Source organism: Rhodoferax sp., from assembly GCF_025354435.1.
GTDB lineage: Bacteria > Pseudomonadota > Gammaproteobacteria > Burkholderiales > Burkholderiaceae_C > Rhodoferax_B.
In genome coordinates this window covers 32,556-45,972 of record NZ_JANXMU010000088.1, presented here as the reverse complement: position 1 = coordinate 45,972, position 13,417 = coordinate 32,556, and the positions used below count along the sequence as shown (strand labels likewise).

Below are 13,417 nucleotides of genomic sequence, written 5' to 3'. Positions count from 1 at the left end.
CCAATCCGCCATCACCACCCAGTTGGGTAGCGATGCCAAGGACGTGACCGTTACCGCCAGCAACGGCACCGTGACTCTGCACGGCTGGGCACAAGGCCCCCAAGAAGAAGCCAAGGCCCGTTATGTCGCCAGCACCGTACCTGGCGTAGCCAATGCCTACAGCAACGTGCGTACTTTCTCGACCGACACCAACGATTGAACACGCTGAGGGCTTTAGCCCTCTTGTGCTCATCCAGCCAACGGCTGCAGCTATCTAAACAATAGCGGCGGCCGTTTTTGCGTTGGCGGCCAGCCCATCCGGGACAATACCGGCATGCCCACCCTCCCCCATTTGCTGATTCCCCTGGCCGCCGGTACGTCACCAGGCTGCCGCAAGGCGCTGGCCACGCTGCGCCTGCCAAATCTGGAACGCCTGCTCAATCGCCTCACCCCCACCACCCGCGACAACGGCGAAGACACCAGCCTGTCGCCGCCGCACGAGCGGGCGCTGGCGCGGCACTACGGGCTGCCGGTGGCCGACGGCCAAATCCCCTGGGCGGCCCACGAAGCCGCACAAACGGCGGCGCAAGACGGTGCCTGGGCCTGGGTCACGCCCTGCCACTGGCAGGTGATGACCGATCACATCGTGATGGCCCCGCCCGACACGCTGGGGCTGGAAGAGGCCGAATCCCGCGCCGTGCTGGCCGCCGTGCAGCCCTACTTTGAAGAAGACGGCATCACCCTGGCCTACGCCACCCCCACCCGCTGGCTGGCGCAGGGCGAGATTTTTCGCGGCCTGGCCACGGCCTCGCTGGACCGCGTGGTCAGTGACGTGGGTGCGCGCAATGTGGACGAATGGATGCCGCCCACCGCCCAGGGCGGCCCGCTGCGGCGGCTGCAGAGCGAGATGCAAATGCTGCTCTACACCCACCCGGTGAGCGACGCGCGGGCCGAGCGCGGCCTGTTCGCGATCAATTCGTTCTGGGTCAGCGGCAGCGGAGCCCTGGCATCGCCCGCCGCGCAGCAGCCCGCCCCCACCATGCCGCTGACGCTTTTGCGCGCCGCGCAATTTGAAGACTGGGCCGCCTGGACCGCCGCCTGGCAACACATCGACGCCACCGCCTGCGCCGAGCTGCTGGCCGCGCTGGACCAAGGTAAGGCCGTGCAACTCACGCTGTGCGGCGAAAGCAGCGCACAGAGCTTCGAGGCTGTGCCACGCAGCTTTTTCCAAAAAATTTCAAGCCTTTTAAGCCCCCAGCGCTTATCTAACATGCTGGAGCAGCTATGAAAATTACAGCACGCGACATCCCCCCCCGCGCCGTCTGGGCACTGGAGCAGGCCGGGGTCCACCCCCTGCTGGCCCGCCTGTTCGCCGCCCGCGGCGTGGACAACAAGGACGCGCTGGACGACGGCCTGGGCCGCCTGCTGCCGCCCGCCAGCATGCTGGGCACCCAGGCAGCGGCCGTGCTGCTGGCCGATGCCATCGCGGCGAACCAGCGCATCTGCATCGTGGCCGACTACGACTGCGACGGGGCCACGGCCTGCGCGGTGGGCGTGCGCGGCCTGCGCCTGCTGGGGGCGCAATTTGCCGACTACATCGTGCCGGACCGGGTGGTAGACGGCTACGGCCTCACCGCCAGCATCTCGCGCCGCGTCAAAGACAGCGGGGCGGATGTGCTGGTCACCGTAGACAACGGCATCGCCAGCTTCGAAGGCGTGGCCGAGGCCCGCGCGCTGGGCCTGCAGGTACTGGTGACCGACCACCACCTGCCCGCCATGCGCGACGGCCAGATCGCCGTGCCGGATGCGGACGTGATCGTCAACCCCAACCAGCCCGGCTGCGGCTTTGAGAGCAAGTCGATTGCCGGTGTCGGCGTGATGTTTTACGTGCTGCTGGCGCTGCGGGCCGAGTTGCGCCGCCGGGGCGTGTTCACGGCAGAAACCCAACCCAAGCTGGACCAGCTGCTAACCCTGGTGGCCCTGGGCACGGTGGCCGATGTGGTCAAGCTCGATGCCAACAACCGCCGCCTGGTGGCCCAAGGGCTTAAACGGCTGCGGGCGCAGGCGCAACCTGCGGGACTAGCTGCGTTATTTGTAGCAGCAGGCCGGGTCGCCAAAGTAGCCACCACCTTCGACTTCGGCTTTGCCCTGGGCCCGCGCATCAACGCCGCAGGCCGCCTGGCCGACATGACGCTGGGGATCGAATGCCTGCTGACCGACGACCCGGCACGCGCCACCGAGCTGGCTACCACCCTGGACAAAATCAACCGCGAGCGCCGCGAGATCGAGGGCGGCATGCGCGAGCAGGCCATGCTGGTGGCCGAGTCGCTGTTTGACGAATCGGAAGAGCCGCCCCCGGCGATCTGCGTGTTCGACCCCGACTTCCACGAGGGTGTGGTGGGCATCGTAGCCAGCCGCCTCAAAGACAAGTTACACCGCCCGACCTTTGTGTTCGCCGCCAGCAAGGCCCCGGGCAAAGAGCATGAGCTCAAGGGCTCGGGCCGCTCCATCCCCGGCTTCCATTTGCGCGACGCGCTGGACCTGGTGGCCAAGCGCCACCCCGGCGTGCTGCTGCGCTTTGGCGGCCACGCCATGGCGGCGGGCTGCACGGTGCACGAAGACCACCTGGCCGCGTTCGAGCAAGGCCTGCAGCAGGTGGCACTGGAATGGCTGGATGCCGCCACGCTCACCCGCCGCATGGAAACCGACGGCCCGCTGGCCCCCGAATACCGCCGCGCCGAGCTGGTGGACGTGCTGCACAAAGAGGTGTGGGGCCAGGGCTTTGCGCCACCCACCTTCAGCGAAGAGCTGGAAGTAGTGTCGCAGCGCCTGGTGGGCGAAAAGCATTTGTCGCTGAAGCTGAAGCACCAGGGCCAGCCGGTGGACGGCATCTGGTTCGGCCACACCGAGAGCCTGCCGAGCAAGGTGACGCTGGCGTTCCGTCTCGATGTGAACGAATGGCAGGGCCAGCGCCGGGTGCAGTTTTTAGTGGAAGGGGTGGCCGACTAACGGCCTACTTCGCGGTTACTTCGCTGCCATGGCGGGCAGGATCTGCACCACCTGCTGCTTGCCCTGCTCGACGCAGATCAGAAAGCTTTCGCGGTCCAAATCACCGTTTTTGTCGAAGGCCACATCCATCAGCACGCCGGGGTTTTGCGCAGCGAAGATCTTGGCACCGTGCAGCGACTCGGCCAGCAGCTTGGAGTCGAACTTGCCCAGTTTCTCGGTCATGGCTTTGACCACGTAGACGCTGATGTAACCCTTCATGCCGTTGTGCTCGCTTTTGTACTTGTACTCGGCCTGGAAGCGGGCATCAAAGGCCTTGATGCGCGGCTCGGGTGCGTCCACCGTCAGGCCTACGTGGCCCAGCATGCCGTTGGCGGCGTCGCCCGCCAGCTCGATGGTCTTTTGGCTCACGGCGGTGGTCTCGCCGATGATGGGCTTGGCATAGCCCTGCTTGCGCAACTCGCGCAGCGCCCGGGCCGATTCTTCCTCCAGCGTGTACAGAAACAGCGCGTCCGCACCCGACTGCTTGACCTTCAGCACAGCAGCCGAGAAGTCGATCTGCTGGGGGTCGGTGGGCACGTCTGCGGCGACCTTGATGCCCTGGGCTTCCAGCGCCTTCAGCATCGCGTCATGGCCGCCTTTGCCGTAGTCGTTGTTGGTGTACATGACTGCCACGCTGCCAGCCTTCACCGAATCCTTAATGTAGCGCGCCACCTTGGGCATGGAGATCAGCTGCGTGAACGACGAGCGGAACACATACGGGTTGCCCTGCTGGGTGATGCCCGCCGCTTCGCCGCCGGTGAAGTTGGTCACGTTGGCGCGCTGGGTTTCCGACATGGTGACCAGCATGGAGCCGGAATGCACCGGCCCCAGCACCACGTAGGCACTGCCGTCAATCGCCTTTTGCGCCAGCGCCTTGGCCACGGCGGGGTTGGTTTGCGAGTCGGCCGGCTGGTAGTCGATCTGCCGCCCCAGGATGCCGCCGCTGGCGTTGATTTCTTTCACCGCCAGCTTCACGCCGTTGTTGAAATTGGTGCCCGGCGTGGCACCGCTGCCCGACAGCTCCATGATGCCCGCAAACTTGACGGGGCCGGTCTGGGCGGCTGCGGCGCAGGCGGCGCTGACCAGCAGGGCGGTGAGAGCGTGTTGGATGGTTTGCATGGTTTTTGTCTCCGGGATCGAATGGGAATAAAGAGTTACAGCGGGTCGGTCGCCAGCGCGTCGGCCACGGCGCGCACGGCCAGCAGATAGCCGCCCACGCCCAGCCCGCAGATCACGCCCTGCGCCACCAGCGACACCAGCGAGTGCTGGTACTGCGCCGTGCGCTGGTGGATGTTGGAGATATGCACCTCGATCAGCGGCTTACGCAGCAGCTTTAGCGCGTCCAGCACCGGGATGGAGTGGAAGGAAAAACCGGCGGGGTTGATGACCACGGCGGCATCTTTTTCATACGCCTCCTGGATCCAGTCGACCAACACGCCCTCGTGGTTGGTCTGGCGGAAATCGCAGTCCAGGCCCAGCGTGGTGGCCAGGGCTTCGGTGCGGCTTTGCACCTCGGCCAGGGTGGTGGTGCCGTACAGGTACGGCTCGCGCTTGCCGAGCATGTTGAGGTTGGAGCCATTGAGAACAAACAGGGGGTGGGCCATTGCGGGTTTCCTTCCAAATAACGGTCTTCGCGGGCGGCCACCGGAATGGGCCGCGCCAGACCGCATCTTGGAACCAGTAGAAACGCCGCGTTCTAAACCGGAATCTCTTTCTACAATATGGAATATGACCGCTGCACTCGACCGAGGACTGGACCTGCTGGAGCACCTGGCCAGCCACCCCGAAGGCCTGCCTTTGGCGCTGATTGCCGACTCGGCCAACATGCCCAAGAGCAGTTGCCACCGGGTGCTGCTGGCGCTGGTGGCGCGCGGCTACGTGAAGCAGCTGCATGCCCAGGGCGACTACGTGCTGACTACCAAGGTGGCCGCGCTGGGCCTGGGTTTTCTCAGCGGCTCGGGCATCGTGGACATTGCCCAGCCGCTGATCGAGCGCCTGGCCGAGGCCTCGGGCGAGCTGGCACGCCTGTCTATCGTGGACGAAGACCGCCTGACCTGGGTGGCCAAGGCCGAGGGCGGGCGCAAGGGCTTCCGCTATGACCCCGACATGGGCATGGACGCACGCTTGTCCTGCACCTCCTCCGGCCACGCCTGGATGCTGACCCTGAGCGACGAGCGCGCGGTGGCCCTGGTGTCGAAGCAAGGCTTTGGCTTGCCGAAAGAATACGGGCCGAAAGCCCCCACCACGGTGAAGGCGCTGCTGGGCTTTTTGCACGCCGCCCGGGTGCGCGGCTACGCGATGATCGACGAAGTGTTTGCCCCCGGCATGGCGGCGGTGGCCGCGCCGGTGCAGCGCCGGGGTCGGGCTGCGATGGCGGTGATCAGCATCGCCGGGCCGCGGCAGCGGCTCACCGCCGCGCGCATCCAGGCGCTGGCCCCCGCGCTGCTGGCGGCCACCGAAGAACTGGCGGCGGAAAGCAGTGCCTCGGGCTTGTTTTCCAAAACCCCGCTAGGCAAGGGTTGAAACAAAATTACAAGCCTTTTAGGCCTCTAGCGTAGGTAGCACCTACGCCACCAGCTACCAAATAAATAGCAACTGGATTTAGAAGCTTTCCCAGTCACCCTCGCCGCCCTTGGGCGCGGCAGGCCGGACGGGCGCTGGCTTGGCGGTGATGGCCACCGGGCGGCGCAGTGCCGGTGCGGGTTTGGCGGGCACCGGGGCGCGGGCCAGGCCCAGGGCTTTCACCGGGTACTTGATGGCGGGTTTACCGGGCAAGGCTTTCGCCACGGGTGGTCTCGCTGCGATGGCGGGGCGCATAGGTGCGGCCAGTGAGCGCTGTACCGGGGCCGCCAACCGGTGTGTGGGGGCCGTGTGCCCTCCCACGTTGAACACCGACACCACTTCGGCCAAGCGATGGGCCTGGTCGCGCAGGCCGGTTGCGGCGGCGGCAGATTGCTCGACCAGGGCGGCGTTTTGCTGGGTCATCTGGTCCAGGTGGTTGACCGCTTGGTTGACCTGCGCAATGCCATCGCGCTGCTCGGACGACGCGGCGCTGATCTCACCGATCAGGTCGCTGACGCGGCCCACGCTGCTGACAATTTCGCCCATGGTCGCCCCCGCTTGGGTGACCTGCTGGGTGCCCGCTTCGACGGTTTGCACCGAAGCACCGATCAGCGTCTTGATCTCTTTGGCGGCATCGGCGCTGCGCTGCGCCAGGCTGCGCACTTCGCTGGCCACCACGGCAAAGCCCCGGCCCTGTTCACCGGCACGGGCTGCTTCCACCGCCGCGTTCAGCGCCAGGATATTGGTTTGAAAAGCAATGCCGTCGATGGTGCCGATGATGTCGGCGATGCGCTTGGATGAGGTGCTGATGTGCTGCATGGTGGTAATCACCTGCGCCACCACTTCGCCGCCGCGGGTGGCGGCCTGGGCAGCGGTAGAGGCCAGCTGGTTGGCCTGGCGGGCGGTATCGGCCGCCTGGGAGACGGTGCTGGTCAGCTCTTCCATGCTGGCGGCGGCCTGCTGCAGATTGGAGGCGGTTTGCTCGGTGCGCGCCGACAGGTCGTTGTTGCCGGTGGCGATCTCGTTGGAAGCGGTGGACACCGAATCCACACCAGTGCGCACCTCGGCCACCACGCCGCGCAGCCGGGCGACCATGCCGCCCAGCGAGCGCAGCAAATGGCCAAATTCGTCTTTGCGCGGGTCCTGGATGTCCAGCGTCAAATCACCCGCCGCGATGGCACCGGTGACGGCCACGGCCCGCTCCAGCGGTAGCGTAATAGAGCGCACCAGCCACAAAGCCAGCAACACGCCCAACGCAAACACCACGACCACGCTGGCCATGGCCACCAGGGCCACGTTGCTGCTGGCAGCTTGCGCCGTCAGCCGGGCGGCATCACGTTGCTGGACCTGCAGGGCGAGGTATTTGTCCATCGCCTCCAGGTACACCGCGGCGCGGGGTTTGTAGTCTTTGTCCATAAAGGCCTGGCTGGCCTCGGTATCGCGCGCCTCTTTGAGTTGCTTGACCTTGTCGCTCAGGGCACGGATGTCGGCGCGGGTGCTGGTGATCTTGTCCAGCGCCGCCTTGTCCGCCGGGGCCTCGGCGGCTTTGTTCATGCGCTCCTGGATCGGGTTGATCTTGGCGGTGAGCTCGGCGGCCCGGGCTTCGAAGACCTTGCTTTGCGCTTCGTCGGTGGTGAGCACGCTGTAGATGTTCATGCTGACCGCCATCTCGACCATGCCGCGCCAACCGGTGACGACCGTGATGGCATCCTCGTACTGCGCCACCTGGCTGTCGAGGGTGTCGTTGACCTGGCGGGTGCGCATCTGGGTCCACACCGTGACCAGCAGCATCGCCAACAGCAAACCCAAAATCGTAGCCCAGAGCTTGTGGGCTACCCGCATGTCATTGAATTTCATGGTGTGTCTCTTGGTTCGTCACGCAAAACCCTGGCCAGAGGCGGCCAAAAAAGTAACCGAATGCTACATCCAAAAAACCCTGCACCCGCAAGGGGCAGCGTATTCAATGCAACTTGACGTGCGACTCGGTGCGTCGGGTGATGGCGCGGGTCAGGGTTTCCAGCGTGACCTTGGTCACGCCGTGCAGGGCCAGTTCGTGCATTTTGTAGAGCGAGGTGTACATCACCCGCGCCACCAGCCCGTCGATGAACAGGCTGCCTTCCATGATCCCGCCCATGAGACTGCCCACCGCGCTGTAGTCGCCCAGTGACACCAGCGAACCGAAGTCGCGGTAGCGGTAGGGCTCCAGCGGCTTGCCGTCCAGGCGGCGCTTGATCTGCTTGACCAGGTGCGATGCCTGCTGGTTGGCAGCCTGGGCGCGTGGTGGCACAAAGCCGTTTTTCTCGGGCCAGGGGCAGGCAGAGCAGTCGCCCATGGCAAAAATGTTGTCGTCGCGCGTGGTCAGCAGCGTTTGGTGCACCGCCAACTGGTTGATGCGGTTGGTTTCCAGGCCGTCGATGTCTTTCAAAAAGCCCGGTGCCTTGATGCCCGCCGCCCAGACCACCAGCTCGGCGGGGATGACTTCGCCACTGGCGAGTTGCACGTTGTCGGCCCCCACGCCCGACACGCGGGCCGAGGTGTGCACCTTGACCCCCAGGCTGTCGAGCAGATCGTGGGCCCCTTTGGACAGGCGCGGCGACAGCGCGGGCAGGATGCGGTCGGCGGCCTCGATCAGGTTCAGCTTGATGTCGCGCTCGGGGTCGATGCGGTCCAGCCCAAACGCCACCACTTCGCGGGTGGTGCGGTGCAGTTGCGCCACCAGCTCCACTCCGGTGGCCCCGGCACCGATCACCGCCACCTGCAGTTGCTCGGGCCGCAGCGGAGTCTCTTGGGCGTTGGCGCGCACGCAGGCATCCAGCATGCGGCGGTGGAAGCGCTCGGCATCGGCCAAGGTCTCTAACTTCAGGGCATGCTGGTCCACGCCGGGCGTGCCAAAGTCATTGCTGCGGCTGCCTACGGCCATTACCAGGGTGTCGTACGCAAAGCTGCGCTGGGCGGTAACCATCACGCCGTCTTCGTCAATAAACGGGGCCACGTGAACCAGTTTGTTGGCGCGGTCCAGGCCGTTCATTTCGCCCACGCGGTAATGGAAATGGTGCCAGTGCGCCTGCGCCAGGTAGTTGAGTTCGTGGCGGCCCACGTCCATGCTGCCTGCGGCGATTTCATGCAGCTTGGGCTTCCAGATGTGGGTACGGGCCTTGTCGATCAAGGTGATGTCCGCCAGGCCCTTGCGGCCCAGGGAGTTACCCAGGCCGGTGGCCAGTACCAGGCCAGCAGCCCCACCTCCAACGATGACGATGCGGTGGGCCGAGGGGTTGGGTGTGGGGGTGCGCATGCAGAAATTCTAAGGTGCAGCTTCCCCCCGCCAATACGTATTCACCGATATAGCGCTTCTGGCGGGGCCCCGGTGCGGCCACCTGTTTCATTTATGCAAAAACTCAGTCCAGCGCGCTGGCCGGGCCAAAAAACTCGTACCGGGTTTGCGCCTCGGGCACGCCCAGGTCGCGCAGCTGCTGCTTCACATGGCGCATGAAGGGCTTGGGGCCCAGGAAGTACGCATCCATGTCCTTGGAGGCAGGCAGCCACCGGGCCAGGTCCGCACTGCTGAGGTGGCCCACCGCATCGGGTGCGTGGTCGGTGCCTGCATGTTCGTCATACACATAAAAGCGCTGCAGCTGCGGATGCTGGGCCGCACGCGTGTCAATGGCGGCGCGGAAGGCGTGCACATGGCGGTTGCGCGCGCAGTGTATGAAATGCACCGGACGTATACCTTGCAGGGCCTGGTCCAGCAGGGCCAGCGTGGGCGTGATGCCGACACCGCCACTGATCAGCACCACCGGGCGATCGCTGGCGGCCAGCACGAAGTCGCCTGCGGGCGGGAACAGGTCCAGCGTGTCGCCCACCTGCACGTGGTCATGCAAATGGTTGGAAGCCACACCGCCAGGTTCGCGCTTGACGCTGATACGGTAGTCCACGCCATTCGGCGCGGCGCTCAGCGAATAGTTGCGGCGGATCTCTTGGCCGCCCACCACCAGGCGCAGGCCGATGAACTGGCCGGGCACAAAGTCCACCAGCGCACCGCCATCTTGCGGCTGCAGATAGAACGAGGTGATTTCGCTGCTCTCGGTCTCTTTGCGCACCACGCGAAAGGCACGCGCACCACGCCAGCCTCCGAAGGCGGCGGCGGTGTCGGCGTAGATTTTTTCCTCGGCACCGATGAGGATGTCGGCCAGTTGGCCGTAGGCCGCGCCCCAGGCTGCTATCACCGCATCGGTGGCAATCTCGGCCCCCAGCACCTCGCGGATGGCGCGCAGCAGGCAGGCACCCACCACCGGGTAGTGCGCGGGCTCGATCTGCAGCGACACGTGCTTGTTGATGATGGTGGACACCAGGCCGCCCAATTGCTCCAGCCGGTCGATGTGGCGGGCGTACATCAGCACGCCGTTGGCCAGAGCGCGCGGCTGGTCGCCGTTGGCCTGGTGGGCCTGGTTGAAGAAGGGACGCACTTCGGGGTGCTCGGCCAGCAGGATTTGGTAGAAATGCGTGGTCAACGCTTCGCCGCCGCTTTCCAGCAGGGGCACGGTGGATTTGACGATGGCGCGTTGTTCGGCAGTCAGCATGGGGTGGCTTTCAATGGAGTGCAGGGCGGCGCTCTGCTGCACAGGGTTTATCAAGTTCTATGCCCGTCATGGCGCTTATACAAATCAAGCACTTACAGCTTTACAACATCTAATTGATACAGTCATAATGATCTACAAACATATCAAAATGACTGTCAAATCCCTGCTGCAAACCATCGTCCCGCTGGTGGACGACCTGGCCCGCGAACTGCCCGAAGGCGAGCGCTACCGCCGCTTGCTGGAGGCCGTGCGCGCCCTCTTGCCCTGCGACGCGGCAGCGCTGCTGCGGCTGGACGGGGCCACGCTGGTGCCGCTTGCTGTCAACGGCCTGAGCCACGACACGCTGGGGCGGCGCTTCAAGGTGACCGAACACCCGCGCCTGCAAGCCCTGCTGCAAGCCCCCGGCCCGCTGCGTTTCCCGGCCGATAGCCCGCTGCCCGACCCGTATGACGGCCTGATCCCCGGCGTACAGCTGGAGGTGCACGACTGCATGGGCTGCCCGGTGCTGCTGGGTGACACGCCCTGGGGCGTGCTGACGCTGGACGCGCTGGACAAAGAGCGGTTCAGCACCGTAGACCTGGGTGACCTGCAGGCCTTTGCCAGCCTGGCCGCCGCCACCGCCAGCGTGGTGCAACGCATTGCCGGGCTGGCCCAACGGGCGGAAACCGAGCACCTGCGGGCCGAAAGCTACCGCGCCCTGGCGCAAGACCACCCTGCCCCCACGTTGATCGGCCAAAGCCCGGCCCACCAGCGCCTGCTGGCCGACATCGCCACTGTGGGCAACAGCGACCTGACGGTGCTGGTGACCGGCGAAACCGGCGTGGGCAAAGAGCTGGTGGCGCAGGCCCTGCATGCGGCATCGCCCCGCGCGGCCCGCCCCTTGATCAGCCTGAACTGCGCGGCCCTGCCCGAGTCGCTGGTGGAAAGCGAGCTATTTGGCCATGTGCGCGGCGCGTTCTCGGGCGCGGTGGCCGACCGGCGCGGCAAGTTCGAGCTGGCCGACGGCGGCACACTGTTTTTGGACGAGGTGGGTGAGCTGTCACTGGCAGTGCAGGCCAAGCTGCTGCGGGTGTTGCAAGGCGGCCAGTTGCAGCGCCTGGGCTCGGACCGTGAGCACCAGGTGGACGTGCGGGTGATTGCCGCCACCAACCGCGACCTGGCGCAGGAGGTGCGCGCAGGCCGCTACCGGGCCGACTTCTACCACCGCCTCAGCGTCTACCCGCTGCCGGTGCCACCGCTGCGCGAGCGCGGGCACGACGTGCTGCTGCTGGCCGGGCACTTCCTGGAGTTGAACCGCTCACGCCTGGGCCTGGGCAGCCTGCGGCTGGATGCCGATGCCCAGGCCGCCCTGCTGGCCCACCCCTGGCCCGGCAACGTGCGCGAGTTGGAGCATCTGATTGCCCGCAGCGCCCTCAAAGCCGTTCAAGGCGCAGCCCCCAGGGCGCGCATCGTCAGCCTGACGGCGGCGCATCTGGATCTGGCAAGTGACCTGGCACCACAATTGCACATGCAAAGCCAACCCGCAGACACCGCCGCCCCGGTCGATTTGCGCACCTCGCTGGACGACCACCAGCGCCAGCGCATCGCCACCAGCCTGCAGCGGCATAGTGGCAACTGGGCCTCGGTGGCGCGCGAACTAGGCCTGCACCGGGCCAATCTGGTGCGGCTGGCGCGTCGGCTGGGCTTGCGCGCAAGCTAAGATGTCAGACAACTTAAAAGAAAGAAACCCGATGGACTTCCCTCTCCACCAACTCAGCATGACGGTCCTGATGAGCCCGGACATGGCCAATTTTTCCGGCAACGTCCACGGCGGCGCAGTGCTCAAGCTGCTCGACCAAGTGGCCTATGCCTGCGCCAGCCGCTACGCCGGGCGCTATGTGGTCACGGTGAGCGTGGACCAGGTGATGTTTTTGCAGCCCATCCACGTGGGCGAGCTGGTGACCTTTCTGACCAGCATCAACCATGCGGGCACCTCGTCGATGGAGGTGGGCATCAAGGTGGTGGCCGAAGACATCCGCACCCACAGCGTGCGCCATGTGAACAGCTGCTTTTTCACCATGGTGGCCGTAGGCGACGACCGCAAACCCGCACCCGTACCACCGCTGACACCCGCCACGCCGGATGAAAAGCGCCGCTTCGAGCAGGCCATTCTGCGCAAAAACCTGCGCCACGAGCTGCGCAACCGGTTCAAGTCGATTAAAGAAAATTCTGAATAAAATACGACTCTAGCGCATATAAAGTATACGTCATTAGCTATTAATTTAATAGCAATTGCTATTTATCAATGCTGCTACCCATGTCGTCCAGCCAGAGCACGCGGTCGGCATAGCACTGTAGGTCGGCCGACAAGGTGGCCTGCGCGCCGTTGATCCAGACCTCTTTGCGCAAATCGGACTTGAGGTAAGAGATAGCGTCTTCAAAGTCGCCATCGCCCGCCGACAAGATCACCCGGTCGTAAATGCCCTGGGCCGCCAGCTTGATCATCAGGGTGGCAATCGCCACGTCCACGCCTTTTTGCACCGTGCGGTCAAACCGTGTGCCACATGACGGGCACTGGTTGTGCTGGTCCTTGAGCTTGTACAGCTGCACGCGCATCTGCGGGCCCTTGGGCGGGGCGGACTTGATCCAGGTGTGGAAGGCGTTTTGCGCCTCGGCGTACGGGTCGCCGGTGGAGTTGAGGTAGTAGCTCTCGTACAGCGGGCCGCCATTGGCCTTGACCAGCTCATTCTTCAGCTTCAGGTAGTCAAAACCGTTGGGACGCGAGCGGCCAAAGTTGTACAAGTAGGCGGCATCGACGATCCAGACTGTTTTCATGGGGGTCACGGGGTCATTTCATAAAGTTCGAGGGGCAAGCCGTCGGGGTCGGCAAAAAAAGTGAAGCGCCGACCAGTGAATTCATCCACCCGCACGGGTTCAACCGCTACGCCATCGGCCTGCAGACTGGCAATGTTGGTGTCCAGATCGGCCACCACAAAGGCCAAGTGCCGCAGCCCGCAGGACTCGGGCCGGGACGGGCGCGGCGGCGGTGCGGGGAACGAAAACAGCTCGATCTGCGAACCATCGGCCAGCGCCAGATCCAGCTTGTACGACTGGCGTTCAACCCGCAGATTTTCGGCCACGATGCGCAGGCCCAGGATGCGGGTGTAAAAATCTTTGGACCGGGTGTAATCCGAGCAAATGATGGCGGCGTGGTGGAGGCGGGCGAGGTACAGCATGGATTTGAGCTTACCGCAGCGCTGCATGTGGCAAAC

13 protein-coding genes are annotated in these 13,417 nt (G+C 65.1%); 6 read left to right on the top strand and 7 right to left on the bottom strand.

Annotated elements, in window-relative coordinates; translation table 11 throughout:
* The 3 genes from Q0T48_RS21895 to recJ form a co-directional block, all read left to right on the top strand.
* The coding region (locus Q0T48_RS21895; protein ID WP_295958608.1) for a BON domain-containing protein at positions 1-199 on the top strand (199 nt) is incomplete at its 5' end.
* 114 nt (positions 200-313) lie between these two features.
* Positions 314-1,267, top strand: coding sequence for a phosphoglycerate mutase (locus tag Q0T48_RS21890; protein ID WP_295961188.1), 954 nt, complete (start codon positions 314-316; stop codon positions 1,265-1,267).
* The gene (recJ, locus tag Q0T48_RS21885; RefSeq protein WP_295961186.1) at positions 1,264-2,988 is read left to right on the top strand and encodes a single-stranded-DNA-specific exonuclease RecJ; all 1,725 of its coding nucleotides are present in this window, start codon (positions 1,264-1,266) and stop codon (positions 2,986-2,988) included. The genes Q0T48_RS21890 and recJ overlap by 4 nt, the downstream gene beginning before the upstream one ends.
* 15 nt (positions 2,989-3,003) lie before the next feature.
* On the opposite strand, the gene Q0T48_RS21880 is transcribed toward recJ, so the two are convergent.
* Positions 3,004-4,146 carry an ABC transporter substrate-binding protein gene (locus tag Q0T48_RS21880; RefSeq protein WP_295961183.1) on the bottom strand — a complete coding sequence of 381 codons (1,143 nt, stop codon included), beginning with the start codon at positions 4,144-4,146 and terminating at the stop codon, positions 3,004-3,006.
* A gap of 35 nt (positions 4,147-4,181) precedes the next feature.
* Positions 4,182-4,631, bottom strand: a complete 450-nt coding sequence (locus Q0T48_RS21875; protein WP_295961180.1) for a type II 3-dehydroquinate dehydratase — start codon at positions 4,629-4,631, stop codon at positions 4,182-4,184.
* Positions 4,632-4,755: 124 nt separating this feature from the next.
* Between Q0T48_RS21875 and Q0T48_RS21870 the strand changes: the two genes are divergently transcribed.
* Positions 4,756-5,550: an IclR family transcriptional regulator gene (locus Q0T48_RS21870; RefSeq protein ID WP_295961177.1), complete on the top strand. Its 795-nt coding sequence runs from the start codon at positions 4,756-4,758 to the stop codon at positions 5,548-5,550.
* 78 nt (positions 5,551-5,628) lie between these two features.
* Here Q0T48_RS21870 and Q0T48_RS21865 read toward each other — a convergent pair whose 3' ends face one another.
* The 3 genes from Q0T48_RS21865 to hmpA form a co-directional block, all read right to left on the bottom strand.
* Positions 5,629-7,446: a methyl-accepting chemotaxis protein gene (locus tag Q0T48_RS21865; RefSeq protein WP_295961174.1), complete on the bottom strand. Its 1,818-nt coding sequence runs from the start codon at positions 7,444-7,446 to the stop codon at positions 5,629-5,631.
* A gap of 103 nt (positions 7,447-7,549) precedes the next feature.
* Positions 7,550-8,881 (bottom strand): NAD(P)/FAD-dependent oxidoreductase, encoded by a 1,332-nt coding sequence (locus Q0T48_RS21860; protein ID WP_295961172.1) that lies wholly within the window; start codon positions 8,879-8,881, stop codon positions 7,550-7,552.
* 103 nt (positions 8,882-8,984) lie between these two features.
* A complete protein-coding gene (gene hmpA, locus Q0T48_RS21855; RefSeq protein WP_295961169.1) occupies positions 8,985-10,166 on the bottom strand; it encodes an NO-inducible flavohemoprotein in 1,182 nt (393 codons plus the stop codon).
* Between the two features lie 148 nt (positions 10,167-10,314).
* On the opposite strand from hmpA, the gene norR reads away from it, so the two are divergent.
* Together norR and Q0T48_RS21845 are read left to right on the top strand one after the other, a co-directional pair.
* Positions 10,315-11,865, top strand: a complete 1,551-nt coding sequence (gene norR / locus Q0T48_RS21850; RefSeq protein WP_295961166.1) for a nitric oxide reductase transcriptional regulator NorR — start codon at positions 10,315-10,317, stop codon at positions 11,863-11,865.
* Between the two features lie 31 nt (positions 11,866-11,896).
* On the top strand, positions 11,897-12,382 hold the full coding sequence (locus Q0T48_RS21845) for an acyl-CoA thioesterase (protein ID WP_295961163.1): 486 nt from the start codon (positions 11,897-11,899) through the stop codon (positions 12,380-12,382).
* A 58-nt stretch (positions 12,383-12,440) separates the two neighbouring features.
* Here Q0T48_RS21845 and Q0T48_RS21840 read toward each other — a convergent pair whose 3' ends face one another.
* Both Q0T48_RS21840 and Q0T48_RS21835 read right to left on the bottom strand, forming a co-directional pair.
* A complete protein-coding gene (locus Q0T48_RS21840; protein WP_295961190.1) occupies positions 12,441-12,980 on the bottom strand; it encodes an NYN domain-containing protein in 540 nt (179 codons plus the stop codon).
* 5 nt (positions 12,981-12,985) lie between these two features.
* Positions 12,986-13,381, bottom strand: a complete 396-nt coding sequence (locus Q0T48_RS21835; protein WP_295961160.1) for a VOC family protein — start codon at positions 13,379-13,381, stop codon at positions 12,986-12,988.
* Positions 13,382-13,417 lie beyond the last annotated feature (36 nt).